The sequence below is a fragment of the Nitratireductor sp. ATLC21 genome (genome assembly GCF_057196525.1).
Map to the genome: position 1 here is coordinate 238,906 of NZ_JBXUOU010000001.1, position 25,198 is coordinate 264,103.

A 25,198-nucleotide genomic window follows, 5' to 3' on the forward strand; every position below is an offset into this window, starting at 1 on the left:
ATCTTCGGTTCCACCTTGCTCAAGAGGCCAACGCCCACTATGTCGAGCTTGGCATTCTGGGGTGGCTCGAAGCGGGAGACGGACACTGGACGGGCATATCATCATCATCGGTGCAGGCCACGCGGGCGTTCAGGCTGCTTCGAGCCTGCGCGAGGAAGGGTTTGAGGGGCGGCTAACGCTTGTCTCGAAAGATCCAGAACTTCCCTATCATAAACCGCCGCTCTCGAAGGCATTCCTGAAAGCCGCCGATGCGGAGCCGCAGATCCTGAGGGCGCAGGCGTTCTATGAAACAAACAATATCGAATTGCTTCGCGGTGTTCGGGCGACGGCCATCGACCCGGTTGCCCGCACATTGAGGTTCGACGACGGCAACCAAGTTGAATGGAGCAAGCTCCTGCTTGCCACAGGGGCGCAGCCCCGCCGGCTGTCGGTCCCGGGCTCCGAGCTCAAGGGTATTTTTTATCTCCGAGACTGCGCGGATGCTCGTCGTCTGCGCGATGCATTGGCGAAAGCACAGAACGTCGTCGTGATCGGTGGCGGCTTTATCGGACTTGAGGTGGCCGCCACTGCTGCCGTGGCCGGAATGAGCGTAACGGTCATCGAAGCGGCTGATCGCATCCTCGGCCGCGCTGTAAGCAGATCCGTTGCAGAGCATATGCATGCTTATCACGAGAGCCTCGGCGTAAGGCTCATGACCAATACCGGTATCGAGCGGTTTGATGGTGAGCGCGGCCATTTAACTGGTGTGACGACATCGTCCGGCCACGTGCTTCCCGCTGATCTGGTGTTGGTGGGAATTGGAGCACTGCCAGACACCTCCCTGGCCCAGTCTGCTGGTCTTGTCTGCGACAACGGTGTTCATGTGGATGTCGCCTGTCGCACCACTGCGGCGGACATCTATGCGATCGGCGATTGCGTTTCCTTCCCGCAGAGCGGTACCGGACGGAGATTGCGCCTTGAATCGGTCCAGAATGCCACCGATCAGGCGCGTGTCGCTGCAAAATCGATGCTGGGCAAGGACGCCACCTACGATGCGGTGCCCTGGTTCTGGTCTGATCAGGGTGAGCGTAAGCTGCAGATGGCGGGACTTTCCTTCAATGTCGACGGGGAGGTCATGACCGGCGACCCTGCGAGCGGCGCGTTCGCGGTATATCTCTATTCCGGCGAGCGGCTTGTGGCTGTCGAAACCGTCAATCGTCCGGGCGAACACATGATGGCACGGCGGATGCTGGCCGCAGGGTTTTCCCCTCCCGTCGCGCTGGTGCATGAAGGCCTCGCCGCCTTGAAGGCGGCCATGGCGACGGCTGCACGTTGACGCGAAGAGGAAATAGGTCGGCGCTTGATTGAAGTGAGTTCATTTTGAATTTATACTCAAGCGATGCAGAAATCCACGGCCTCCAAATTGAGATCCCTGACGGAATGGCTTGACGCCCGGATCTCCGGGGCTGCTCCGGGAGATCACCTGCCAACGGTTCGTGAGATGATGCGGCGCTTTTCCACGGCTCAACGCACCGTGGAGCGTGCTTTGCAACCCTATCTGGCCGAGGGAAGAATCCGGGCTCGCCCCGGAGCCGGCATCGTTGTTTGTGATCCTTATGAACAGGATGAGCAGGAGGCGTGGGAAGGAGATCTTCTGGTCCTCTATCGGGTTTCCGACAGCCGGATTGCCCGCAACGTTCTGCAAGAGGTCGAGCAGCGGTTGAAGCAACGCGGTATCAGCGTTCTGCAGATCGGGTATTCGACCGAGGAGCAGGCCCTCTCGGTTCTGGGCAAGATCGGCAAGTTCAAGACGTGTCTCTTACAGCTCCACTTCGAGGTGCTTTCCATAGAGTTTCTCGCTGCACTGCGAAAACATGTGAAGAGCATTGTCATTGATGGTGTTTCCGCAACTGGCATCGACGCTGACGCGGTCGGGACCAACTGGCGCGAGGCGCTGTCCGTTGCATTCGGGGTCCTGCGCGATAAGGGGCATGAGCGTATCGCGTTTCTCACCTCGGCTCACAAGGCACGACAGATTGCCATGGCGCGGCGGGAATATCTGCTGCTGAGCAAGTCTTTGCCATCCTCGCGACCGGAATGGTTGATCGAGATCGACAAGTTGCCCGGCGGATACAGTGTCGCAGATATCCAGGAAGCTCTCGCGCGACAGCAGAAACCGGATGGTAGCCTGCCTTTCACCGCGCTGATCGTCTGGGGCGTGACGGAGGGATTTATGCTGGAGCGGGCCATTCACGAACTCGGACCGGCCGTTCATGAGAACCTGAGCGTCGTGATGCTCGGAAGCACCGATTTCGCTTCGGAGCACCTGAACCGCTTCGATGTCGTTGGCAACAGTAACGCCGAAAAATTCGCGTTGTTCGAGACGCTTCTTGCAGACCGTGTTGCGTTTCGGGATAGGGAGCCCGAAACCCATTATCTGGAGATCAGCTACAAGCCGCACGGCAGCATCATTAAGCTCGATTGATGGGTATAAGTTATATTGTAGCGACAATTATACTCAAATAGATTTCTCTCGCAATCTGGAGGAGCGAGAGAAGGCATGGATTTGGGTAGGCCGCAAAACACGGTCGGGGTGTCGATCATCGGTGCGGGGGAGCGGGGTGTCTACTTCGTCGGAACACGCATGGCCGAGATCGCTGCCGAGACCGGGTTCCGGATCGTAGGTGTGTACGACACATTGCCCGATCGGGCGCAGTTTGCTGCAGAGCATCTCAACGCTATCTATGCAGATCGCCGCATCGACCACCGGGTCAGGGTCTTTGACGTTTTGGACGATGCCGTCGGCTCCGCATCGGTCGAACTGGTGCTGGTGACCACGCACACCGATGCGCATCGCAAACCGGTTGAGGCGGCGATTGCCGCCGGAAAGCGGGTCTATCTCGACAAACCGATCTCGGTGACGCTTGACGATGCACTTGCCATAAAGGCGGCAGAAACGCAGTCTGGCGCGCCTGTAATGATGGGTTTTACCCGCCGCTATGAACGGCCCTGGATTGAAGCCGCGCGCCTTGCGCATGAAGGCGCGATCGGCGATCCGCAAATGATCCTTCTGCGGTCCGTCATACCCTATACGCGCTATCTTCAGCTCTGGCACCGCGACAATGCGCGCTCCGGCGGTGCATTGAACGACAAGGGGTCCCATCATTTCGACGTTTTGAACTGGATAGCAGGCGCACCCGCTCTCTCTGTCTCCGCCGTGGGCGGGCGAAGTGGGATTTTCAAACCCGATCCGGATGCGCCGGAGCGTTGCAGCGAGTGCGAGCGGGAGTGCCCCTATCGCAGACATGAAACGCTCGTCGACCGGTTCGAGGGGGTTGGCCAGGTTGCCAATCCGAGCTGGACCCGTGCCCGCAGGGTCGAGCATCGAAACGACAATTGCGTTTATCTGCCGGGCTCCGACATTGATGACCATGCCGTCATCAGCGTTCGCTACGCCAATGGCATGACCGCCTGCCTGTTCTTTGCGATCTTCGGCCCCTGGGCAGAAGATCAGGAGACATTGGAGATTGTAGGTTCCTCCGGTCGCCTGCGCATGGAGCGGCATTCAGGAGAGATCGACCTCGTGGCCGATTATGGCCACCGCCGCGAAACGATCGGTTTCAAGGACCCGGAACGCGGATCCACGCATTTCGGCGCGGATCTCCAGCTCGTTCGCACCCTCCGCCGTTTCTACGGTGGAGAAGCCCCTCCCGTGGGTGTTGCCGAGGGCGTGGCGTCCCTGCGCATGGTTCTGGCCGCACAGAAATCGCTCCGCCGCCATGGGCAGCCCATCGACCCCGAGACCCTTGAGGCCGCCCTGTGAAACACCTGCCCAACCATATGATGCCGTTGGCTACCTCGCTGGGTGTGGTGCCGCTCTATGGGGATATCCATAATCATTGTGCCATGTCATATGGCCACGGACGTCTCGAGGATGCGCTTGCGAGAGCGCGACTACAGCTCGATTTCGTCTCGGTCACGGGCCATGCCGCCTGGCCCGACATGCCGATCGACGTTCCGGAAGTGGCTCACATTGTCGACTTCCACGTAAAAGGTTTTGCCCGGCTGCGAAAAAACTGGCCCGCGCACTTCAAGACCCTGCAGCACTACGATGATGAGGGCAATTTCAGCGTATTCCCTGGCTATGAGATTCACTCCTGCGCCTATGGCGATCAGACCATCGTCTATGCGGATCTCGAGCCATCCGATATGCAGTTTGCCGAGAGCCCGGCCGAATTGCGGGAAAATCTTCATCGTGCAAAAGGCTCAAGGGCTCTCTCGTTTCCGCACCACATCGGATATCGGCACGGGGCCAGAGGAATTGACTGGGAGGCCTTCGAGCCATCGCTTTCGCCGTTCGTGGAGATGTTCTCGATGCATGGTTGCGCCGAAACATCAGAATCCGCGCGTGGGTATCTTCATTCCATGGGGCCGGTGGACGGGTGTTCGACCATGGAAGCGGGGTTGGCGGCAGGCCACGTCTTCGGCATTGTGGGCAACACTGATCACCACAGTGGTTTTCCAGGTTCCTATGGCCATGGTCGCATGGGGCTTTATGCGCGTGGACGTGATCGCGCGGCCATATGGTCGGCGATGCGAGAACGCCAGACCAATGCGCTGACAGGCGACAATATTCATCTCCTGACTGTCGTGGGCGATGCGATACAAGGGGGTATAATTCCCCCTCAAGCCGACGCCGAACTCATCATTGAAGCCGTGGGTGGTGGAGCAATCGACGCCATCGACATCATGCGCAATGGCAGGATCTGGCACAGGATCACGCCCTCGCTTTCGCCGGCCCCCATTACGCCTGAAAGCGATGGATTTATCGAGACCATGCTTCACCTGGAGCTTGGCTGGGGCGCGCGCGGGACTTCACATCGTTGGCTTGGCGAGATCGCTCTCGAAGACGGCGAGATACTCAGGGTCGAACCGCGGTTCCGCGGCGCTGAGATCGTTTCGCCGCTGGAGGGAGAGGATGCGGAGCATCCCATGCCGTCCATCAGCATTGCAGGCGACAAGGTTCGTTTCGAAGTGACCGCCGAAGCCAACCCGAACAATGTAACACCGGCCACGCAGGGCATGGCGCTGCACATCCGAACAGCCCGCAAGGGCAGGATCAGGGCAAGGCTCGACGATCAGGAAATCGTGGTCCCGGTCAAGCGCCTGGCGGAGGGAGCCCTTAGTGGCAATCTCGGCCCGATCGACAGCCCTGCCTATCGTTTTCACGCTCTACCGCGCCCGCACGAATGGCAATGGCAGGGTAGCGTCGGGCTGGGCGAATTCAGGAATGGCGAAAACGTCTATGTGCGGCTTAGCCAAACGAATGGGCAGATGGCTTGGACCTCGCCTGTGTTCTGTCGTCAGGTGAGTCCTTCATGAGAACGCTGTTTCGCCCAGCCGGCAGGGAGATGCCGGCAAACAAGAAAGCAAGCTGGGAACAAACCAAGGGAGAAATGTCATGCAGCCACTAAAAGCACTGGCGACAGCCATCATCGGCAGTTCGCTGATGGTCTATTCGGCCAGCGCCGCTGAGCTCAACATCGTTCACGGCGCCATCGGCAAGGACAATGAGGTCCTGCGCGCAGAACTCGACCGTTTCGAGGAGCAAACTGGCCACACGGTCAACATTGTATCAATGCCCGAATCCACCACTGATCAATTTGGCCAATACAAACTCTGGCTTGCTGCACAGTCGAGCGATATCGATGTCTATCGTATCGACGTCATTGGTGCGCCGCAGATCGCCGAGCATTTTGTCGACCTCACCGAGCACACCAAGGACATCATCGGGGATTTCGTTCCAGCCGCGGTGGAATCGCAGACCGTGGGTGACAAGCTGGTTGCATTGCCCATGTTCCTGGGCGCTCCCGCGCTTTACTATCGCAAAGACCTTTTGGAAAAGTACAACGAACCGGTGCCAAAAACCTGGCAGCAGATGACCGAAACCGCCAAGCGCATCATGGAAGCCGAGCGCGAGGCTGGGAATTCGGACATGTGGGGTTTCGTGTTTCAGGGCGCGGCCTATGAAGGGCTGACCTGCAACGCGCAAGAGTGGATCGCCAGCTTTGGCGGTGGCCGGATTGTCGAAACAGACGGATCCATCGGGATCAACAACCCCAAGGCGGTCGAGGCACTCGAACTTGCCAAATCGTGGATTGGCAGCATCGCGCCCGAGGGCGTGCTGAATTACAAGGAAGAAGATGCCCGTGGCCTGTTCCAATCCGGCAATGCCGTGTTCATGCGCAACTGGAACTATGCATATGCACTGGCTGCCGGCGATGACTCACCTGTCAAGGACAGCTTTGCGGTGACCACGTTGCCGGTTGGCGCAGAAGGTGAGAAGTCGGCTGCCACCCTTGGTGGCTGGCATCTGGGGGTCTCCAAATATTCAAAGCATCCCGAGGAAGCCATCGAGCTGGTGCGCTTCCTGAACAATTACGACAATCAGAAAGAACGTGCGATCATCACCTCGCGGCCGCCAACGCTTAACGCGGTCTATGCCGATGCAGAAGTGGGCGAAGCACAGGAGTTCATCCCGCTGTGGAAACCGGTCGTCGACAACGCTCTGCCGCGCCCGTCGGCTGCAACCAAGCGCAAATACAACGAAGTGTCTTCGGAGTTCTGGACGGCGGTTCACAACACGTTGTCCGGCGACGGATCAGCTGAGCAGAACCTGCGCAAGCTGGAAGCCCGGCTCAACCGCCTGCGCGGTTCTGCCTGGTAAGAAGCAATCCGCGCTGCGCCATTCCGCTTGGGCTGGCGTAGCGCGGTTTCCGAAATGGAGGATCGGAACACGTGGCGAGCAATGCCGGCATATCAACGCTTTCCAGGCAACGGATTCTTTCGGCCTGGCTGTTTCTCACGCCGATGCTGCTCGTACTGGCGTCCGTTGCGGCCTATCCGCTTATCCGCACGATCTATTTCGGTTTCACCGATGCATCGATCGACCTTATCGGGCAGGCGCAATGGGTCGGGTTCCGCAATTATCTCGAGTATCTGGACTATGGTGACGGGGAAGGCGAGTATTTCGGTCTCCTGGTGGATGCCGACTGGTGGCGCGCCGTGTGGAATACACTGCGCTTCACCATCATTTCCGTTTTCTTCGAAACCGTTTTCGGGCTGGTGATCGCACTGGTTCTCAATCGCGAATTTCGCGGGCGAAGCCTCGTCCGCGCCGCGGTTCTCATCCCCTGGGCAATCCCAACCATCGTTTCGGCGAAAATGTGGGCGTGGATGATGCATGATCAGTTCGGCATCCTGAACGATATGCTGCTCCGCCTGCACATCATCGCCGAGCCGATTGCCTGGACGGCATCGCCTGACACGGCCATGCTCGCCGTTCTCATCGTGGATGTCTGGAAGACCACGCCATTCATGGCGTTGCTCATTCTTGCCGGGTTGCAGATGGTGCCTGGCGACATCTATGAGGCCGCGCGCCTGGACGGCGTCGGTCCTGTAAGGCTGTTCCTCCGCGTTACCTGGCCGCTCATCATGCCCGCCGTCCTGGTCGCCATCGTTTTTCGCGCGCTCGACGCACTGCGCGTCTTCGACATCATCTATGTGTTGACGCCAAACAATGAGCGCACGCGCACCATGTCGGTCTTTGCGCGCGATAATCTGTTCGACTTTGACAAGTTCGCTTACGGATCGGCCGCTTCGACGCTGCTTTTTCTCATCATTGCCCTTCTGACCATCAGCTTCATCTGGGCGACGCGCATGAATGTGGAGGCTGACGAGCGATGACCTGGTCCGGATGGATAAAGACAGCCGCATTCTATGGGCTGGTGGGCGTGATCGTCCTGCAGGCGGTGTTTCCGTTCTATTACGCGATCCTCACTTCGCTGGAATCGGGACAATCGATTTTTGAGGTCAACTATCTGCCAGAGGCGGCTTCGCTGACGAACTACTGGAGCATGATTTCAGATGGCGTCTTCGGAAAGCAGATCCTGAACTCCGTTTTCGTCGCAACGGTCGTGGTGTTCATCTCTCTTTTTCTGGCCGTCACTGCCGCTTATGCGCTGAGCCGTATCCGTTTCCGCGGTCGCGGCCTGCTGCTTTTGACCATCCTCTCGGTTTCCATGTTTCCGCAAATCGCGGTTCTTTCGGGTCTGTTCGAGGTGATCCGGGCCCTTGGTCTGTTCAACTCGCTCTGGTCGCTCGTTTTCTCCTACATGATCTTCACGCTTCCATTCACGGTCTGGGTGCTTACCACTTTCATGCGCAAGATGCCGGTGGAGATCGAGGAGGCGGCCATCGTCGACGGAGCGTCCTCATTCACCATCATCTGGCGGATTTTCCTGCCGCTCATGTGGCCTGCCATGGTCACCACCGGCTTGCTGGCCTTCATCCACGCGTGGAACGAATTCTTGTTCGCGCTCACATTCCTCTCGACCGATTCCCAGCGCACCGTCCCGGTCGCCATCGCACTCATCTCCGGCCTCAGTGAATTCGAAATTCCCTGGGGCAACATCATGGCGGCATCGGTCATCGTCACCCTGCCGCTTGTGGTGCTCGTTCTCATTTTTCAGCGAAAGATCGTTTCCGGCCTCACCGCCGGGGCGGTCAAGGGGTAAACCATGGCTTCTGTCGAACTCAGATCGGTTGAAAAGTCCTTCGGCAGTGTTGAAGTGCTACACGATATCAATCTGTCCCTGGAAAAAGGCGAATTCATCGTATTCGTTGGCCCCTCCGGCTGTGGCAAATCCACCCTTTTGCGCCTGATCGCCGGTCTGGAAGACATCACCAGGGGCGAGCTCTTCATCGATGGGACGTGTGTGAATTCCGTGGTGCCGGCCAAGCGCGGTATCTCTATGGTCTTCCAGTCCTATGCGCTCTATCCGCACATGAACGTTTACGACAACATGGCGTTCGGTCTGGAGCAGGCGCGGCTTTCCAAACCGGAAATCGACCGCCGTGTGCGGGAAGCGGCGAGCATGCTTCAGATCGAGCAATATCTTGACCGCAAGCCCAAGCAGCTATCCGGCGGGCAACGCCAGCGCGTCGCGATCGGCCGGGCAATCACCCGTCAGCCGAAAGTGTTTCTGTTTGACGAGCCATTGTCGAATCTCGACGCCGCTCTGCGGGTCGATACGCGCATCGAAATCGCACGTCTGCACGAGCGTCTCGCCGGCACGACGATGGTGTACGTCACCCATGATCAGGTCGAGGCGATGACGCTGGCGGACCGCATTGTGGTTCTCAATGCCGGGCGGGTGGAACAGGTTGGAACGCCACTCGAGCTTTATGAAAATCCCGCCAGCCGGTTCGTCGCCGGGTTCATAGGCTCGCCGAGAATGAATTTCATAGAAGGAGATGAACCGATTGCTGCCGGCGCCCACGCATTTGGCGTTCGTCCGGAGCATCTGGATGTCTCACACACCGAGGGCCGATGGAAGGGGACTGTCGTACTGGTGGAGAAGCTTGGCAGCGACACCTTCATCCACGTCGCCACTGAAGAGTCGGGCATGATCAACGCCAGAGCGGTCGGCAATCACGGCTTTCAGGCTGGCGACACGGTCTTTCTCACGCCGCGGGCAGGCAGCATTCATCTCTTCAACGAAGACGGCAAGCCAATCGACCGGCAACTGGTGCAAGGGGAACAGGAATGAGCGCGCGTACGATATTTGTCATCGGCAACGCCAATCTCGATCTCGTTACGGGCTGCATCGACGAATGGCCGGAGCCGGGGACGGAAATCTTTTTGCCTCAATCGGATTTTCGAACCGGGGGATCGGCCGCCAACACCGCGCTGGCCCTTAAGCGATTGCAACACCCTTGTGGGTTTCTCTCCGCAGTCGGCAGTGATCCTGCAGGTCAGATGATCGCACAGCAGTTCGATGGTCCGCTCGACAGCGTGAGGGCACTGCCTGCGCGCACCAGCATTTCCGTGGGCATCTTGCATGCCGGGGCGGAACGCACCTTCTTTTCCACCAACGGCCATCTGGACCATCTCGACCTGCCGTTCTTTGAGCGGGTGACAGAGAATGTGGATGTATCAACCGCTCTGGCGCTGGTCAGTGGTGCCTTCACCATGCCCGCATTGTTGCCCGACCACGGCGCATTGCTTCGATCTCTAAAGGGCCGGGGGGCGGAAACCGCGATCGATCCCGGCTGGCCCGGGGAGGGGTGGACCCCAGAGGCACGCAACCAGGCCAAGGAATGGCTCGAACATTCCGATCATATCCTTCTCAATGAGAAAGAAACCATCGGCCTCGCCGCCGCGGAGACGCTGACGCAGGCATTGCCCTGGTTCAAAGCGCGGTTGCGACCAGCAACCCGGCTCATCGTCAAGCGTGGGGCGGAAGGCGCGCTTTGTCTGTGCGATGGGGCGGTCACAGAATGTGGAGCGCGTGACCTTTCCGTCTTCGACACGGTCGGAGCAGGGGACGCATTCAATGCAGGTTATTTGCATGCCGTCGCGGGTGGCGCTTCCATTCGCTCAGCGCTTGCCTGCGGCATTGATGTGGCCGGCCGGGTGATTTCGGAGTTTCCCCGCTCATCTTCTCCACTGGCACCTGCGGCGTGACCATGGCGCGGAATGTCCTCCTCCTCATCGCCGACGACCTCGGTCGCATGCTTGGTTGCTACGGTGAAAAGGCCGTCGATACCCCGCACATCGATGCGCTGGCAGCCGCCGGAACACGTTTTGACATGGCTTTCACGTCGACGGCATCCTGCAGTGCCAGCCGTTCAGTGATTTATACGGGCCTTCATACCCATGAGAACGGCCAGTATGGCCTGCATCATGACAATCACCATTTCATGACCTTCGATCATGTCGAAACGGCGCCGGCTCTCTTCAACCGGGTCGGCCATCTGACGGGCATCATTGGCAAAATCCACGTGGGGCCGCCACACGTTTATCCCTGGTCGGTGCGCGAAGAGAGCGCGACCCGAAACATCGGATGGGTGGCCCACCAGTCAGAGGCGTTTTTCCAGCGGGCCAAGCGCGAGAACCGGCCCTTTTTCCTGACGATCGGGTTTGTTGACCCGCACCGCGACATGACCCGCGGCGGTTTTGGCAATGAGGAGGAACTCGATCCGGACGTCGAGCGGCGGCAATACGCGCCGGAGAAGGTCACGGTGCCACCTTTCCTGCCGGATATCGAAGAGGTTCGCCGGGAATTATCGGCCTATTACGGCTCGGTGCACAGGCTCGATCAGGGGGTGGGACGCGTGCTTGCAGCTCTAAAGGCGGCGGGTCTTGCCGATGACACGCTCGTTTGTTTTCTGAGCGACAATGGTGCCCCGTTTCTGAATTCCAAAACGACCTTATACGACGCGGGCGTTCATCTGCCGCTGATCATGCGCGTTCCTGGTCGCCTGGGCGGGGCGGTCAATCCAAACCTCGTGTCCTTCGCCGATGTGCTGCCGACCTTTCTGGACTGGGCGGGCTGGCAGGGTGGGGAGGGTGCGCGCCGTGGCCGCTCGGTGCTGCCCATTCTGGAAGAAACAGCGCTCCTGCCGGACTGGCAGATCGTGTTCGGTTCGCACACCTTCCATGAGATCACCAATTACTGGCCGACGCGCTTCCTGCGGACCCCACGCTACAAATATCATCGCAATGTCGCCTGGAAACTGGACTTCCCCTTTTCCGGTGATCTCTATGGCTCGCTCTCCTGGGAGGGTATGCGCAACCGCGCACCGGTCATGATCGGGGGGAGATCGCTGGAGAGCTATATACGCCGACCGCCGGAAGAGCTCTACGATCTCGAGGCTGATCCCGATGAGGTTCGCAATCTTGCGGACGAGCCGGATCACGAGGTGTTGCTGGCCGAGCTTCGTACGCGAATGGAACACTGGCAGCGAGAAACCGCCGACCCGTGGCTTTACCGCGACGGTGTGTCCGTTCGTGCGGTGTCGCACCACCTCGAACAAGGCCTTGTCCTGCCTGACAGGTTCGATTTCGACATCCATCATCCCAAGACTGACGGGCGTGGTGGCTCCTGACTGGAAGAGCGTTTGCAGCAGCTTTCCCGACCGGGCCTTGGCATCGCAACATGCACGCAGTTTCCGCCTGAACAGCCGATCGGTCGGGGTTTAACAGCCCGTAAGCTCGTGTTGGCAGGCGCCGACTGTCAAAAACTTTTGTCTCGTGCTAGGTGAGCCACGAGAACCACCGTGCCAACGCTTTGGTGCTTCATGGGCATCTGCGGCTTGACGCTGGTTAAGGCCGGCCCCAGCTCCGGTGTGACCGTTTCAGTCGTCATCTGGATTTGAGTGAGAAGCTGCAAGCGTCGGTTTTCACGCATAAATCCGAGGGCCGAGACATCAAATATGATTGAGAAGAACACGGTGTAAGTGTTGGAATACGAAAGAAAATCACATTCGGGTAAAGGGCGAGTTTTCGCTGTCGCCCCGATGATCGACTGGACGGATCGGCATTGCCGCTATTTCCACCGGCAGCTCACGGGCAAGGCGCTTCTCTATACCGAAATGATCGTGGTCGATGCAGCCATTCATGGCGATCGCGCGCGGCTGCTTGGTTTTGATCAAAGCGAGCACCCGGTCGCGCTGCAGCTTGGCGGCTCTGATCCGGAGAAACTTGCACAGGCTGCCGAGATCGGCGCCGGCTATGGATATGACGAGATCAATCTGAATGTGGGATGCCCCTCGGACCGGGTCCAGTCAGGCACCTTCGGCGCCTGCCTGATGAAGACACCGGAGGTGGTTGCCACAGGCGTTGCGGCAATGAAGGCGCGGGTGTCGGTTCCGGTGACGATCAAATGCCGGATCGGGGTGGACGATCAGGACACGGAAACAGCGCTTGATGCGCTTGCCGAGGCTGCCTGGACGGCGGGCGCGGATGCGCTTTGGGTGCATGCCCGAAAGGCCTGGCTGCAGGGACTGAGCCCCAAGGAAAACCGTGAAATCCCGCCGCTCGACTATGATCGCGTCTATCGTCTCAAACAGGCCAACCCGGATCGCTTTATCGGCATCAATGGCGGTATCCTCAGCCTCGAAGAGGCGCGCCGTCACCTGGAGCATGTGGATGGGGTGATGTTGGGACGGGCTGCCTATCAGAATCCGGCGCTCCTGGCAGGAGTTGACGCTTTCCTGGATGGCGATACGCCCGAGCCGGTGGATTTTCACGGACTGATCGAAACGATGGCCGAGTATGCCGACAGGCACATCAGTCAAGGGGGGCGGCTGTCGCATGTGACGCGGCACATGATCGGCCTGTTTCATGGATTCGACGGTGCGCGGCGCTATCGGCAGATCCTCTCCAGCAAGGCCACGAGACCGGGTGCGGGAAGCGAAGTCCTGCGCGAGGCATTCGCAGCGGTCGATCTCGCCACAAAACGCGACGCGGCGTGAGGCTGATCCTCGCAGACGGAAATTGCATTTGTGCGGCGTGAGCGCTAGCTAGGCGACGCTGCTTCGGGTTTGAGAGGGGGACATCATGAACCTGCCTATGGGCGAAATCGCCATGTTTGCCGCTGCGCTAGCAGCAGCAGGCGTGGTGGCAGGGGTTCTGGCTGGTCTTTTCGGCATAGGGGGCGGGGCAATCCTCGTGCCCGTCTTCTATCAGGTGTTCGGGCTTGTCGGCGTGGACGAGGCAGTACGCATGCACCTGTCCGTCGGCACCTCGCTCGCCATCATCGTGCCGACCTCCCTGCGTTCCTTCCGCGCGCATTATCTGAGGGGTGCGGTGGACATGGATCTTTTGCGCAGCTTCGTTGTTGCTGTTCCTGTCGGTGTCGTTCTGGCGACCCTCGTTGCGGCCTATGTCTCAAGTGGCGGGCTACGGGCGATCTTCGCAGTCATCGCGTTTCTGGTGGGAGTCCGGTTGCTCTTGAACCGGCAGACCTGGCGTCTGGGAACTGAGCTGCCGGCAAATCCCATCCGCTCGCTTGTCGGCACATTGATCGGATTTCTATCGACCCTGATGGGCATTGGCGGCGGTGTTTTGAACAACACGTTCATGACGCTTTTCGACCGACCCATGCACCAGGCGGTTGCGACGTCCTCGGGTGTGGGCGTGTTGATCTCGATCCCGGGCCTGTTCGGCTATGTCTGGGCGGGATGGGGAGAACCGCTGCTGCCGGTGGCCTCCACCGGCTATGTGAACTGGATTGCCGTCCTGCTCATCATACCGATCACGCTCCTTGTGGCGCCGCTGGGGGTGCGGATCGCCCATGCGCTCGACAAGAGAAAACTCGAAACGGCGTTCGGCATTTTCATGATCATCGTGGCCGCCCGGTTTGGCTGGAGTCTGCTTTAGGCTGGGCCGCCACTCCTTGATCTCAATGTTTCGCTTGATCGGTGGCTGCAATGCCTGAGCTTGTCGAACCACGCACCATGCCCGCAGCGCAGACCATCCTGAGGATGAACGTTCCTAGATCAGTTTCCGCTCGAAGCGGTTGTAGCGCATGGAATAGAATGGAACCGGCGCTCCCGGATTGAGGTCCGGGTCGATCTTCAGACGTTGCTCCAGATCATCGAGCACCGTGCAGGTTATCAGCGGCACTTCGGTCTTTTTCGCTTCCGGGATGGAAAGCCACACCAGTTCTTCCAGCTCATGCGTCGGTCCGCCATCGGGCAGTTCCACCGCCACATCGTCGCGCCAGGCGGCCAGAAACCGGGTGTCGAAGCGGCGCACGCGGCCGGGCGGCGTGATCGCGCGGGCGATGTAGCGCAGGCCGGACAGCGAGGGGCAGACGCCGTTTTCGGCAAAACCCTGCCAGTCTTTTGCCGTGGTGGAGAAAGCGGTTTTCTCACCGATCAAAAGACCTGCTTCCTCATAGGTTTCGCGGATGGCGGACATGGCGACGGCACGGGCCCGGGCCGGTGTCGCGCGTGACCCGGTGCCGATCAACCGGCGTTCCTCGTCGGGATGCAGACCGGAAGCCACGGGAATGCGGCCATCGGCAGGATCGGTGCGCCCGCCGGGAAACACGAAACGACCCGGCATGAAGGCATGCTTGCGGTGACGGCGTCCCATCAGCACGCGCACTTCGTCACCGCTGCGGTCAAGCAGGATAAGCGTTGCCGCATCGCGTGGCCGCATGGGTTTGCCGCCGAGCGAAAAATCCTTTGCCTCCGCGCGGTCGACGGCGGCCTTGTCGAGACCATCCATGCGATTGGGGCGCTCGTTCATGTCCATCTCCTAGGAGTGTTTTCCCAGTTCCGGGTGTGTTTCCGTCTGGTCGTCTTCATCACCGAAGCCGTGCATGTAATAAGCCCATTGCAGCCCGACGATCGCTCCCTTGACGGGGCCGATCAGGGCGAGCGACATGACGAGTGTGACGGGAACCCAGATGGCGAGGTGCACCCAGCCTGGCCAGTCGGTGAGGGCCTCCATGCCCATGAAGGCGCCGACCACGATGTGGCCGACAATGAAAATCACCAGATAGGCAGGCAGGTCGTCGGCACGATGGTGGTGAAATTCCTCGCCACATTCAGGGCATTCGTCGGCCGTCTTCAGATAGGCGCGAAAGAGTTTTCCCTTTCCGCAATTGGGGCAGCGGCCCAGGAAGCCGCGTTTCATGGCTTCCATGAGCGGGCGTTCAGGCCGTTTCGCGGCGGCTCTACCGCCATAAACCTTTTCTTCCATCACCGTCTCCTGCCCTGCGCGGCGCGGCGGCTTTTGCCCGAAGTGCGCCCGGAGCGACCCTTTGCCTTGTGGAAGGATTTCATCGATCCCGGCAGCTTCTCGGGCTTGCTCAGCATTTCAAAGCGCATGGCACCGGCCAGTGGCGCGATCTCGACCAGGCGAACCGACACGCTGTCGCCCAACTGAAAGCCGCGCCCGCTGCGCTCGCCCACCATGGCGTGGCGCGCCTCGTCATAAATATAGTATTCGTCTCCCAGTGTGGAGACAGGCACAAAGCCATCGGCGCCATATTGCGGCAACTGGACAAAAAGTCCCGCCTTGGCGACGCCGGAAATGCGGGCTTCGAATTCCTCGCCGACGCGGCCCGACAGATGCTCGGCAACGAGCCGGTCAACCGTGTCGCGCTCGGCGGCCATGGCACGCCGTTCGGTGGCCGAAATCAGCGCTGCGGTCTCTTCAAGCCGGGCTTCCTCCTCCTGTGTCAGCCCGTCCTTGCCAAGACCGAGAGCGGCAATCAGCGCGCGATGGACGATCAGATCCGCATAGCGGCGGATGGGCGAGGTGAAATGGGCGTAGCGGCGCAGGTTGAGGCCGAAATGGCCAAGATTTTCAGGCGCGTACACCGCCTGGCTCTGCGAACGCAGCACGACCTCGTTGACGAGCTGTTCGTGTTCGGTGTCACGCACGCGGGCAAGGATTGCATTGAACTGGGCGGGCTTCAGCTGCGCGCCACGCGCCAGCGATATCTCGAAGGTGCGCAGAAACTCGCGCAGGGCCTCCTGCTTGGCAAGCGACGGGGCATCGTGGACGCGGTAGACCAGCGCCTGGCGCCTGGCCTCAAGCGTCTCGGCTGCCGCGACATTGGCCTGCACCATGAATTCTTCGATCAGTTTGTGCGCATCAAGACGCGGTGGGACGACCACGCGATCCACGGTGCCATCTTCTTTGAGAAGGATCTTGCGCTCCGGAAGGTCGAGTTCGAGTGGCTGGCGGTTGTCGCGCCCGCGTTTCAGAACCGCGTAGGCATCCCATAGCGGCTTTAGGATGGGCTCGAGAAGCGGGCCCGTCTTATCGTCCGGCTCGCCGTCAATGGCCTTTTGTGCCTGCTGGTAGGAGAGTTTTGCCGCCGAGCGCATGATGACGCGATGAAAGCTGTGACCGACCTTCTGGCCGGACGCCGAAAAACGCATGCGCACGGCAAGGGCCGGACGCGGCTCTGCTTCGCGCAGCGAGCACAGATCGTTGGAAATGCGCTCGGGCAGCATCGGAACGACACGGTCCGGAAAATAGACGGAATTGCCGCGTTTCAGGGCCTCCCGGTCGAGTGCGGAACCCTGCCGCACATAATGCGCGACATCGGCAATGGCGACGGTGGCGATGAAGCCGCCGGGGTTCTTTTCGTCCGGGTCGGGCTCGGCCATGACGGCATCGTCATGGTCCTTTGCGTCGGCTGGGTCAATGGTGATGAGCGGCATGTCGCGCCAGTCTTCGCGGCCTGAAAGCGTGACGGGCTTTGCGGCTTCCGCCTCGGCGATCACCCCGTCGGGAAAGATATGCGGAATCTCATGCGCGTGAATGGCGATCATGGAGACCGCCTTTTCGCTGGAAAGCGAACCGATGACCGAAACCACCTTGCCATGCGCGGGGCCGTAGCGTCCGCCGGAGATGGGCTCGATCTCCACCAGATCGCCATCCTGCGCGTCGTTCAGATCGTTCCCGTCAATCACGAGCTCGCGCTGGGTGCGCTCGACGGGTTCGATGCGAAACACACCATCCTTCGACTTGCGAATGACGCCCAGAATGCTCTGCCGCCGCTTTTCGAAGACCTTTATCACGCGGCCCGTATAGGCGGGACCTTCACCGTTTTCCGTGGGGAAGACACGGGCCAGGACGCGGTCGCCGATGCCGGCAGCCTTGCCGCCTTTCTGGGTGCGGATTTCCACGAGGGGCAGGGGGCCTTCGCCCTCGTCCTGATCCTCCCGCTCTGCGGGCCGTGCCAGCAGCGCGCCGGAGGCATCGCGTGAGAAGACATCGAGCACCACGACATGCGGCAGCGCGCCGGGACGCAACAGGCGCTTGCGCGTCTTCTTAAGGAGCCCCTCGTCCTGAAGCTCGCGCAAAATGTCCTTGAGCCAGATCCGGTCACCGCCCTTGAGACCGAAAGCCTTGGCGATGTCGCGCTTCGATGTGCGGTCGGGATTGTCCTTGATGAAGCGCAGCACCGCATCGCGATCGGGAGGACCGTCTCCGGCTGCGGCCGTGGCAGATTTCGCGTTGCGTCCGGCTTTGCCGAGGGTGCGGGTCTTTGCTTTCGACTTGCCGGAAATGCTGCGCGCCAAGGCGTTATTCCTCTTTTTTGGCTGCGGTTTTCTTCTTCGCCGCGGTGGTCTTTTTCGCCGTTGTCGCCTTCTTCGCGGGCGCCTTCTTTTTCGCCGCCGGCTTCTTCTTGCCGCCCTTGGCCGCCTTGGCGGCAATCAGCTCCAAGGCTTCCTCAAGGGTGACATCCATTGGGTCCTTCCCCTTGGGAAGGGTGGCGTTGATCTTGCCGTGATTGACATAAGGTCCATAACGACCGTCGCGGACGGTGATCTTGCCGCCCTCGTCAGGATGATCGCCAAGCTCCTTGAGGGCCGCCGGCGTGGAACGTCCGCGCCCGCCCTTGGCCTGTTTTTCCGCGATCATGGTGACGGCGCGGTTCAGACCGATGGAGAACACGTCCTCGACGCTTTCCAGATTGGCGTAGGCCCCGTCATGCAGAAGGAATGGGCCATAGCGCCCGATACCGGCGGATATCATCTTGCCGGATTCGGGGTGCTGGCCAACATCACGCGGCAGGGAGAGGAGCGCCAATGCCTTTTCGATGTCGATGGAATCAGGCGCCCAGCCCTTCGGTAGGCCGGCGCGCTTGGCTTCCTTGCCTTCACCCCGCTGGACATAGGGGCCGAAACGGCCGGAGCGCAGCGTGATTTCTTCTTCGGTGTGCGGGTCCTTGCCGAGCACCTTGTCGCCATCGAGACCGTTTTCGCCATTCTCGCCGTTGCCGGCCTCGCCGAACTGGCGGGTGAACCCGCATTCGGGATAGTTGGAACAGCCGACAAAGGCGCCGTGGCGTCCGAGTTTCAGGGAGAGCTGACCGGTTCCGCAGCGCGGACAGGCGCGCGGATCGGTGCCGTCTTCCTTGGCCGGAAAAGCGAGCGGGGCAAGTTCCTCGTTCAGCGCGTCGAGAACATTGGTGACGCGCAGCTCCTTGATCTCATCCACATGGCCGGAGAAATCCTGCCAGAAGTCGCGCAGCACGTCCTTCCAGGAAAGCTGTCCGTCGGAAATCTTGTCGAGCTTTTCCTCAAGGTCCGCCGTGAAATCATACTCCACATAGCGCTCGAAGAAATTCTCCAGAAATGCCGTGACCAGCCGGCCCTTGGCCTGAGGCATGAGCTTGCGCTTTTCGATCGTCACATAATCACGATCCTCAAGCGTTTTGAGCGTCGCCGCATAGGTGGAGGGGCGACCGATGCCGAGCTCTTCCATCTTCTTGATGAGCGAGGCTTCCGAGTAGCGCGGCGGTGGCTCGGTCGTGTGTTTGGTGGCCTCGATCTTTTCGCGCGTCTGCTCCTCGTCCTCGTGGATTTCAGGCAGGCGGCGGCTTTCCTCGTCCTCGGCGTTCTCATCCTTGTCGATCGCATAGGCGGCAAGGAAACCCTCGAACCGGATCACTGACCCGACGGCGCGCAGGCCCGCATTGCGGGCGCCATTCTCGGCCACGATCTCGACCGTGGTGCGCTCGATCTCGGCTGGCTGCATCTGGCTGGCGATGGCGCGTTTCCAGATCATTTCGTAGAGACGGGCCTGATCGGCATCGAGATAGCGGCGAACCTGGTCGGGCGTACGGGAGAAATCTGTCGGACGGATCGCCTCATGCGCTTCCTGCGCATTCTTGGCTTTCACCGAATAAAAACGCGGTTTTTCGGGCAAATAGCGCTCGCCGAATTCCGCGCCGATCGCCTTGCGGGCCTGATCGAGCGCCTCGGGCGCCATCTGAACGCCGTCGGTACGCATATAGGTGATGAGACCGGCTGTCTCACCGCCAATGTCGATGCCTTCGTAAAGGCGCTGCGCCACCTGCATGGTGCGCGACGCTCCGAAACCGAGGCGCGAGGAGGCGGCCTGCTGCAGGGTCGACGTGGTGAAGGGTGGTGCGGGGTTGCGACGCGTGGGCTTCGCCTCGACGGAGACTGCCTTGAACGTGGCTCCATCAAGCATCGCCTTGATGTCGTCGGCCTGCTCCTGGCTCTTGATGTCGAGCTTCTGCAGCTTCTTTCCGTCGACCGTCGTCAGCCGTGCCTCGAAGCTTTCCTGACGCGGCGTGACGAGCGTGGCGGCGATCTGCCAGTAATCTTCACGGACAAACCGTTCGATCTCCGCCTCGCGGTCGCAGACAAGCCGAAGCGCGACCGACTGGACGCGGCCCGCCGAGCGCGCGCCCGGCAGCTTGCGCCACAGGACGGGCGAGAGCGTGAAGCCTACCAGATAGTCAAGTGCACGGCGCGCAAGATAGGCATCCACCAGCGGCGCATCGACCTCACGAGGATGGGCGAGCGCATCGAGTACGGCCTTTTTGGTGATGGCGTTGAAAACTACACGCTGGACCGGCTTGTCCTTCAGAACCTTTTTCTGCTTCAGGACTTCCAGCACATGCCAGGAAATCGCCTCACCCTCGCGGTCGGGGTCGGTGGCGAGGATCAGCGTGTCGGCGTCCTTCACAGCCTTGGCGATGTCGCTGAGCCGCTTGGAGGAGGGGCTGTCCACGCTCCATGACATGGCAAAATCCTCGTCAGGACGCACCGAGCCATCCTTGGGCGGAAGGTCGCGGACATGGCCGAACGAAGCCAGAACCTTGTAGTTCGAACCCAGATATTTGTTGATGGTTTTCGCCTTGGCCGGCGACTCGACGATAACGAGATCCATAAGCTTTCAGATTTCCCCGCAGGCGTCCGGCATCTTGCAGCGCCTCGCATTTTGAACGAATCCAGCCTCGTCAAATGGCCGTGCTTTGTCGTGCGGTCAAGGGCCAATGGGAATTTCATCCGCTACAAAGCGCCTGTGGACAGTGTTTGTTTATCGTAAATTTTCCGTTTATTTGTTTATAATGGTGTGTATACTTCATCTGGGTCCTTAATGGAGAATGGCCGGGGACGGATAATTTCGGGCAACACCAAGGGGTGCCGTGCGCTGGAAGGGAGTGTCGGCGAATGGGCGAACATTCTGGTGGGGGCCGATCCGACGCGCTTGACTATATGCAGGCGATGCTCGGCCAATTGCGAACCATGGCGCTCGCAGAACGCTGCGACTTGCTCGCCTATATGATCGAGATGGCATATCTCGAGGCAAGCGATATCATTCGCGGTGACCAGCCTTACCGACTTCAGGGGAGTGGAATGGGGCTAGGCGTCCCCGGGAAGAAGCGAGACCGCGCTTCCTGAATGCCGCTCAAGTCGTCCGGCAAGATCTAGCTCGAGCAGAACGGTAAGAACCTGCGAGGGATGAAGGCCGGTGTGACGGATGATGTCGTCTATCAGAACGGGCGAGGGGCCCAGCAACTGAATGATCTTGTCGCGATCTCTGTCATTGGGAGGCGCCGCCGCCGTCGTGGGCGGTGGTTCTTCCAGGCGGTCAGGTTCGGGCAGTGGTTTCTCCAGGAGTGGGGTGATTTGTGAAACAATATCATCGACCTCCGTGACCAGAATTGCCCCGTCCTTCAACAGCGTGTTCGTGCCGCCTGCCCGAGGATCGAGCGGCGAACCCGGCACCGCGAAGACAAGCCGTCCCATCTCTCCGGCGAGCCGCGCACTTATGAGAGAGCCCGAGCGTTTTGCTGCTTCCACCACCACAAGGCCAAAGGCGATGCCTGCCACCAGACGGTTGCGGCGGGGGAAATCGCGCGCCCGCGGCACCCAACCAAACGGCATTTCGCTAAGAACGGTTCCCCGTTTCGCGATTTCCTCAAAAAGGGTGAGATTCTCGGGCGGGTAGGGACGATCGAGGCCGCCGGCAAGCGCGGCGATGGTGCCGCTGTCGAGGCTGCCCTGGTGCACCGCGGCATCGATCCCGCGGGCGAGGCCCGATGCGACGGAAAAGCCGGCCTTGCCGAGCTCCGCCGCCAGTTGCTTTGCCATCTTTATGCCGGTGAGTGATGCGTTGCGCGCTCCGACCAGTGCGACTGTCGGCCGAAGTGGGATGGAAAGATCCCCCTTCATGGCGAGCAATGGGGGCGGCTGATCCATGCGGCGCATCAACGGGGGATACTCAGGTTCTCCTACAGCGACGAAACGGGCGCCCAGGCGGCTTGCCTCTTCCAGTTCCCGCTCCGCATCCGCCTGTGAGGCAATGACAATACGTCGTGTCGCGCCGCCGCGTGCCGCGAGTTCTGGAAGCATCTGCAGGGCGGTTTCGGCCGAGCCAAAATGATTGACGAGTTGTCGAAAAGTGACCGGGCCCACATTTTCGCTGCGCAGAAGCTGCAACCAGGCGAGGCGCTGTCGGTCGCTAAGCCGAGCGGCAGCGCCATGCCCCGTCACCCCTTGCCCCCAATGCGCGTTTCGGTTCCCGCTATCAGCCGTGAAATGTTCGCACGGTGCTTGATAAAGACGATTGCGCTCATCAGCACAAAGAGTTCAGCCGCCTGAACATAGTCGAGGATGTAAAGCCCGACCGGAACAGCAAGGGCGGCGACGAGGGCCGAAAGCGATGAATAGCGCGTGACGAAGGCCACGGTGAGCCAGACCACGGCGAAGATAATGGCACCCGGCCAGGCGAGCGCAATCAGGACGCCGAGATAGGTCGCCACCCCCTTGCCGCCGCGGAAGCCCAGCCAGACAGGAAAGAGATGGCCAAGAAACGCACCAAGCCCTGCCGCGATCGCCTGATCAGGTCCATAGAGACCGGCAAGAAGAACGGCGACCGTGCCTTTGAGGGCATCGCCCAACAGTGTGAGGGCAGCCAGCTTCTTGTTGCCGGTGCGCAGGACATTGGTCGCGCCGATATTGCCCGAACCGATCTTGCGGACATCGCCAAGACCCGCCAGGCGCGTGACGATCAAGCCGAAGGGGATGGAGCCGAGCAGATAGCCAAAAAGGAGCGCTGCAGCGAGATAGGGCAGCGCAATCTGCCAACTGATAGGGTCCGGCATCTGGCTCTCTCCCTCAAACCATGTTTCGCTCAGGCCGAGAATACTGTGCGGCCTGCAACCATTGTTTGCAAGACCCGGCCCTGCATGCGCGCACCCTCGAAGCACGTGTTCTTCGACAACGACCGGATGTCAGCCTCACGCACGATCCACGGCGCGTCCAGGTCCACCAGCGTGAGATCAGCGTCTGCGCCCGGCCTGAGCGTACCGCCTGGCAGACCAAACAAGCGCGCCGGCGCGGTGGACAGGCATTCGACAAGACGCATCAGTGACAGGTCGCCGTTGTGATAAAGGCGCAAAGATGCCGCCAACAGTGTCTCAAGACCGATGGCGCCGGCTTCGGCTTCGGCAAACGGTAGTCGCTTTGTATCCACGTCCTGCGGATCGTGCGAGGAAACGATGATGTCGACGACCCCGTTTTTCAGCGCCTCCACCATGGCGACCCGGTCATCTTCGGTGCGCAAGGGCGGCGAAAGCCGGAAGAATGTGCGGTAGTCGCCGATGTCGTTTTCGTTCAGCGTCAAATGGTTGATTGAGATGCCTGCGCTGACATCCGCTCCTTCATTCTTGGCCCGGGCGATGGCCGCTGCCGACATTGCGGTGGAGATCTTCGCGGCGTGATAGCGGCCGCCTGTCAGGGCGGCAAGCATCAGGTCTCGGCTGAGCGGTATGGTTTCGGCCTCTCGCGGAATGCCGGGAAGCCCGAGCCAGCTCGCGAAAAGTCCCTCGTTCATCACACCGGAGGAAGCCAGATGTGGGTCCTGCGTTTCATGGGCAATGGTGATGCCCAGATCACGGGCATAGGTGAGGGCACGCCGCATGACCAGAGCGTTGCTAATTGTCGAACGCCCTTCGGTGAGCATGACCGCGCCGGCCTCGTGAAGCAGCCCGAATTCGGACAGCTCTTTGCCAGCAAACCCCTTGGTGACGGATGCAGCCGGAAACACGTTGATCGTTGCAGTATCGCGTGCGGTGCGTTTGACGAATTCCACCAGCGCAACATCGTCGATCACCGGGATGGTGTCGGGCATCATGATAACGGATGTCACACCGCCTGCCGCTGCGGCCCGGCTCGCTGAAGCGATGGTTTCGCGATGTTCTGCGCCGGGTTCGCCAATGAAGACACGCGAATCGACAAGGCCGGGGATGACAGCGTGTCCCTGGCAATCGACGATGTCCGCGTTTTCAGGGGCACCCTGATTTTGGGCATCGGCACCTGCGGCAAGAATCTTCCCGTCGGCGACGATGACTGTTCCTTTTTCGTCTATGCCGCGCGAAGGATCGACAATACGGGCATTCTGAAAGACGGTCGCGCTCATGCCGCGCCTCCCTCCGCGTTGCGTCGCGGATCGAGCAGCGCTTCCATCACGGCCATGCGCACCGCCACGCCCATCTCGACCTGCTCCTGAATGAGGCTTTGCGGCCCGTCGGCGATCTCGGAGGCGATTTCGACGCCGCGGTTCATGGGGCCGGGATGCATGACCAGCACATCGTCTTTGGCCGCCTTCAGTTTCTCGGCGTCGAGGCCGAAATGGCGGAAATATTCTCGCACTGAGGGAATGAGAGACCCCGCCATCCGCTCACGCTGGAGCCGCAGCATCATCACGATGTCCGCCCCTTTCAGGCCCTCGTCCATCCTCGTAAAGGGTTCCACGCCCATCTGCCCGATGCCGGCGGGAAGAAGTGTGGAGGGCGCAACGACCCGCACCCGAGCGCCCATTGCATTCAGCAGAACGATGTTCGAGCGCGCCACGCGCGAATGCAGCACATCGCCACAAATCGCCACGGTAAGCCCGCCGATGCGGCCTTTTGCTCGGCGGATCGTGAGCGCATCGAGCAGGGCCTGCGTCGGGTGCTCATGAGCGCCATCGCCCGCATTGACGACAGAACATGAAACCTTCTGGGCGAGGAGCGCTGCCGCACCGGCCGCCGCGTGCCGGATCACCAGAATGTCGGGCCGCATGGCGTTCAGCGTGATTGCGGTGTCGAGCAGCGTCTCGCCCTTCTTGGTCGAGGAGCTTGCGACGGACATGTTCATGACATCCGCGCCGAGCCGTTTGCCGGCCAGTTCGAACGAGGACTGGGTCCGTGTGGAGGCTTCGTAGAAAAGGTTGATATGCGTACGGCCGCGTAGAGCGGCCGTCTTCTTCTCCTGCTGCCTTGAAATGGCAACGGCCGCGTCGGCACGGTCGAGAAGTGTTTCGATGTCGAGGGGCGACAGCCCCTTTATGCCAAGCAGGTGGCGGTGCGGGTAAAGTGGGAAAGAGGCGTTTGTCATCTCAAGAGCCTGCTATAGGCTGCAGTCAGAACCGCTGCAAGCGCGCATCACGTGCTGAACCCATCTGCCGGGCACAAATAACAGCTTTTGTGTTTTTGTGGCTCATCAAGCTTTCATCGATTGGCAAGGTGTGCTTGCCACTATGGGTCGTTGAGCACGCGTTGATTCCCGGCGCGCTGCTTTTGTTGTGATAGAGTAA

Annotated in this window: 21 protein-coding genes; 13 read left to right on the forward strand and 8 right to left on the reverse strand. The window is 60.4% G+C overall.

Annotated elements, in window-relative coordinates:
* Positions 1-85 precede the first annotated feature (85 nt).
* The 12 genes from AC2CHD_RS01155 (at position 86) to AC2CHD_RS01210 (ending at position 14,206) form a co-directional block, all read left to right on the forward strand.
* The gene (locus tag AC2CHD_RS01155) at positions 86-1,315 is read left to right on the forward strand and encodes an NAD(P)/FAD-dependent oxidoreductase (RefSeq protein ID WP_484553182.1); all 1,230 of its coding nucleotides are present in this window, start codon (positions 86-88) and stop codon (positions 1,313-1,315) included.
* A gap of 87 nt (positions 1,316-1,402) precedes the next feature.
* Positions 1,403-2,464: a hypothetical protein gene (locus AC2CHD_RS01160; protein WP_484552295.1), complete on the forward strand. Its 1,062-nt coding sequence runs from the start codon at positions 1,403-1,405 to the stop codon at positions 2,462-2,464.
* A gap of 75 nt (positions 2,465-2,539) precedes the next feature.
* Entirely contained in the window at positions 2,540-3,802 is a 1,263-nt protein-coding gene (locus AC2CHD_RS01165; protein ID WP_484552296.1) for a Gfo/Idh/MocA family protein, read from the forward strand.
* Positions 3,803-3,819: 17 nt separating this feature from the next.
* On the forward strand, positions 3,820-5,361 hold the full coding sequence (locus tag AC2CHD_RS01170) for a hypothetical protein (RefSeq protein ID WP_484552297.1): 1,542 nt from the start codon (positions 3,820-3,822) through the stop codon (positions 5,359-5,361).
* A gap of 79 nt (positions 5,362-5,440) precedes the next feature.
* Positions 5,441-6,706 (forward strand): ABC transporter substrate-binding protein, encoded by a 1,266-nt coding sequence (locus tag AC2CHD_RS01175; protein WP_229446988.1) that lies wholly within the window; start codon positions 5,441-5,443, stop codon positions 6,704-6,706.
* A gap of 143 nt (positions 6,707-6,849) precedes the next feature.
* The gene (locus AC2CHD_RS01180) at positions 6,850-7,725 is read left to right on the forward strand and encodes a carbohydrate ABC transporter permease (RefSeq protein ID WP_322340546.1); all 876 of its coding nucleotides are present in this window, start codon (positions 6,850-6,852) and stop codon (positions 7,723-7,725) included.
* Positions 7,722-8,555 (forward strand): carbohydrate ABC transporter permease, encoded by an 834-nt coding sequence (locus tag AC2CHD_RS01185; RefSeq protein WP_484552298.1) that lies wholly within the window; start codon positions 7,722-7,724, stop codon positions 8,553-8,555. Before AC2CHD_RS01180 ends, AC2CHD_RS01185 begins: the two co-directional genes overlap by 4 nt.
* Positions 8,556-8,558: 3 nt before the next feature.
* On the forward strand, positions 8,559-9,590 hold the full coding sequence (locus AC2CHD_RS01190; RefSeq protein ID WP_484552299.1) for an ABC transporter ATP-binding protein: 1,032 nt from the start codon (positions 8,559-8,561) through the stop codon (positions 9,588-9,590).
* The gene (locus tag AC2CHD_RS01195; RefSeq protein WP_484552300.1) at positions 9,587-10,507 is read left to right on the forward strand and encodes a carbohydrate kinase family protein; all 921 of its coding nucleotides are present in this window, start codon (positions 9,587-9,589) and stop codon (positions 10,505-10,507) included. The genes AC2CHD_RS01190 and AC2CHD_RS01195 overlap by 4 nt, the downstream gene beginning before the upstream one ends.
* Positions 10,508-10,509: 2 nt before the next feature.
* Entirely contained in the window at positions 10,510-11,931 is a 1,422-nt protein-coding gene (locus tag AC2CHD_RS01200; protein WP_484552301.1) for a sulfatase family protein, read from the forward strand.
* A 351-nt stretch (positions 11,932-12,282) separates the two neighbouring features.
* Positions 12,283-13,299 carry a tRNA dihydrouridine(20/20a) synthase DusA gene (gene dusA, locus AC2CHD_RS01205; RefSeq protein WP_484552302.1) on the forward strand — a complete coding sequence of 339 codons (1,017 nt, stop codon included), beginning with the start codon at positions 12,283-12,285 and terminating at the stop codon, positions 13,297-13,299.
* An 85-nt stretch (positions 13,300-13,384) separates the two neighbouring features.
* Positions 13,385-14,206, forward strand: a complete 822-nt coding sequence (locus AC2CHD_RS01210) for a sulfite exporter TauE/SafE family protein (RefSeq protein WP_484552303.1) — start codon at positions 13,385-13,387, stop codon at positions 14,204-14,206.
* Positions 14,207-14,320: 114 nt separating this feature from the next.
* Here the strand turns inward: AC2CHD_RS01210 and AC2CHD_RS01215 are convergent, their stop codons facing one another.
* From AC2CHD_RS01215 to topA, 4 genes are read right to left on the reverse strand one after another with little or no spacing between them, the layout of a single operon-like run.
* The gene (locus tag AC2CHD_RS01215; protein ID WP_229448045.1) at positions 14,321-15,061 is read right to left on the reverse strand and encodes an NUDIX hydrolase; all 741 of its coding nucleotides are present in this window, start codon (positions 15,059-15,061) and stop codon (positions 14,321-14,323) included.
* A 30-nt stretch (positions 15,062-15,091) separates the two neighbouring features.
* Positions 15,092-15,538 (reverse strand): DUF983 domain-containing protein, encoded by a 447-nt coding sequence (locus tag AC2CHD_RS01220; RefSeq protein ID WP_484552304.1) that lies wholly within the window; start codon positions 15,536-15,538, stop codon positions 15,092-15,094.
* Entirely contained in the window at positions 15,538-17,877 is a 2,340-nt protein-coding gene (gene rnr / locus AC2CHD_RS01225) for a ribonuclease R (RefSeq protein ID WP_484552305.1), read from the reverse strand. Before rnr ends, AC2CHD_RS01220 begins: the two co-directional genes overlap by 1 nt.
* Positions 17,878-17,881: 4 nt before the next feature.
* Positions 17,882-20,503 (reverse strand): type I DNA topoisomerase, encoded by a 2,622-nt coding sequence (topA, locus tag AC2CHD_RS01230; RefSeq protein ID WP_484552306.1) that lies wholly within the window; start codon positions 20,501-20,503, stop codon positions 17,882-17,884.
* Between the two features lie 284 nt (positions 20,504-20,787).
* On the opposite strand from topA, the gene AC2CHD_RS01235 reads away from it, so the two are divergent.
* Positions 20,788-21,018 carry a hypothetical protein gene (locus tag AC2CHD_RS01235; protein ID WP_229446980.1) on the forward strand — a complete coding sequence of 77 codons (231 nt, stop codon included), beginning with the start codon at positions 20,788-20,790 and terminating at the stop codon, positions 21,016-21,018.
* Here AC2CHD_RS01235 and dprA read toward each other — a convergent pair.
* From dprA to AC2CHD_RS01255, 4 genes are read right to left on the reverse strand one after another with little or no spacing between them, the layout of a single operon-like run.
* Positions 20,980-22,113: a DNA-processing protein DprA gene (dprA, locus tag AC2CHD_RS01240; protein ID WP_484552307.1), complete on the reverse strand. Its 1,134-nt coding sequence runs from the start codon at positions 22,111-22,113 to the stop codon at positions 20,980-20,982. The two genes, AC2CHD_RS01235 and dprA, sit on opposite strands and share 39 nt — an antisense overlap.
* Positions 22,110-22,724, reverse strand: a complete 615-nt coding sequence (plsY, locus tag AC2CHD_RS01245) for a glycerol-3-phosphate 1-O-acyltransferase PlsY (protein WP_484552308.1) — start codon at positions 22,722-22,724, stop codon at positions 22,110-22,112. Before plsY ends, dprA begins: the two co-directional genes overlap by 4 nt.
* A gap of 29 nt (positions 22,725-22,753) precedes the next feature.
* Complete coding sequence (locus AC2CHD_RS01250) at positions 22,754-24,040, reverse strand: dihydroorotase (protein WP_229446977.1); 1,287 nt, start codon at positions 24,038-24,040, stop codon at positions 22,754-22,756.
* Complete coding sequence (locus tag AC2CHD_RS01255) at positions 24,037-24,999, reverse strand: aspartate carbamoyltransferase catalytic subunit (RefSeq protein ID WP_229446976.1); 963 nt, start codon at positions 24,997-24,999, stop codon at positions 24,037-24,039. The genes AC2CHD_RS01250 and AC2CHD_RS01255 overlap by 4 nt, the downstream gene beginning before the upstream one ends.
* Positions 25,000-25,198 lie beyond the last annotated feature (199 nt).

Excerpts from the sequence above, each read along its gene's own strand:
- AC2CHD_RS01220 (WP_484552304.1), bottom strand. The coding sequence starts at position 15,538 with ATGGAAGAAAAGGTTTATGGCGGTAGAGCCGCCGCGAAACGGCCTGAA.
- AC2CHD_RS01175 (WP_229446988.1), top strand. The coding sequence starts at position 5,441 with ATGCAGCCACTAAAAGCACTGGCGACAGCCATCATCGGCAGTTCGCTG.
- AC2CHD_RS01190 (WP_484552299.1), top strand. The coding sequence starts at position 8,559 with ATGGCTTCTGTCGAACTCAGATCGGTTGAAAAGTCCTTCGGCAGTGTT.
- AC2CHD_RS01170 (WP_484552297.1), top strand. The coding sequence starts at position 3,820 with ATGATGCCGTTGGCTACCTCGCTGGGTGTGGTGCCGCTCTATGGGGAT.
- AC2CHD_RS01215 (WP_229448045.1), bottom strand. The coding sequence starts at position 15,061 with ATGGATGGTCTCGACAAGGCCGCCGTCGACCGCGCGGAGGCAAAGGAT.
- AC2CHD_RS01165 (WP_484552296.1), top strand. The coding sequence starts at position 2,540 with ATGGATTTGGGTAGGCCGCAAAACACGGTCGGGGTGTCGATCATCGGT.
- AC2CHD_RS01185 (WP_484552298.1), top strand. The coding sequence starts at position 7,722 with ATGACCTGGTCCGGATGGATAAAGACAGCCGCATTCTATGGGCTGGTG.
- AC2CHD_RS01210 (WP_484552303.1), top strand. The coding sequence starts at position 13,385 with ATGAACCTGCCTATGGGCGAAATCGCCATGTTTGCCGCTGCGCTAGCA.
- AC2CHD_RS01180 (WP_322340546.1), top strand. The coding sequence starts at position 6,850 with ATGCTGCTCGTACTGGCGTCCGTTGCGGCCTATCCGCTTATCCGCACG.
- AC2CHD_RS01250 (WP_229446977.1), bottom strand. The coding sequence starts at position 24,040 with ATGAGCGCGACCGTCTTTCAGAATGCCCGTATTGTCGATCCTTCGCGC.
- plsY (WP_484552308.1), bottom strand. The coding sequence starts at position 22,724 with ATGCCGGACCCTATCAGTTGGCAGATTGCGCTGCCCTATCTCGCTGCA.
- AC2CHD_RS01255 (WP_229446976.1), bottom strand. The coding sequence starts at position 24,999 with ATGACAAACGCCTCTTTCCCACTTTACCCGCACCGCCACCTGCTTGGC.
- AC2CHD_RS01235 (WP_229446980.1), top strand. The coding sequence starts at position 20,788 with ATGGGCGAACATTCTGGTGGGGGCCGATCCGACGCGCTTGACTATATG.
- topA (WP_484552306.1), bottom strand. The coding sequence starts at position 20,503 with ATGGATCTCGTTATCGTCGAGTCGCCGGCCAAGGCGAAAACCATCAAC.
- AC2CHD_RS01195 (WP_484552300.1), top strand. The coding sequence starts at position 9,587 with ATGAGCGCGCGTACGATATTTGTCATCGGCAACGCCAATCTCGATCTC.
- AC2CHD_RS01200 (WP_484552301.1), top strand. The coding sequence starts at position 10,510 with ATGGCGCGGAATGTCCTCCTCCTCATCGCCGACGACCTCGGTCGCATG.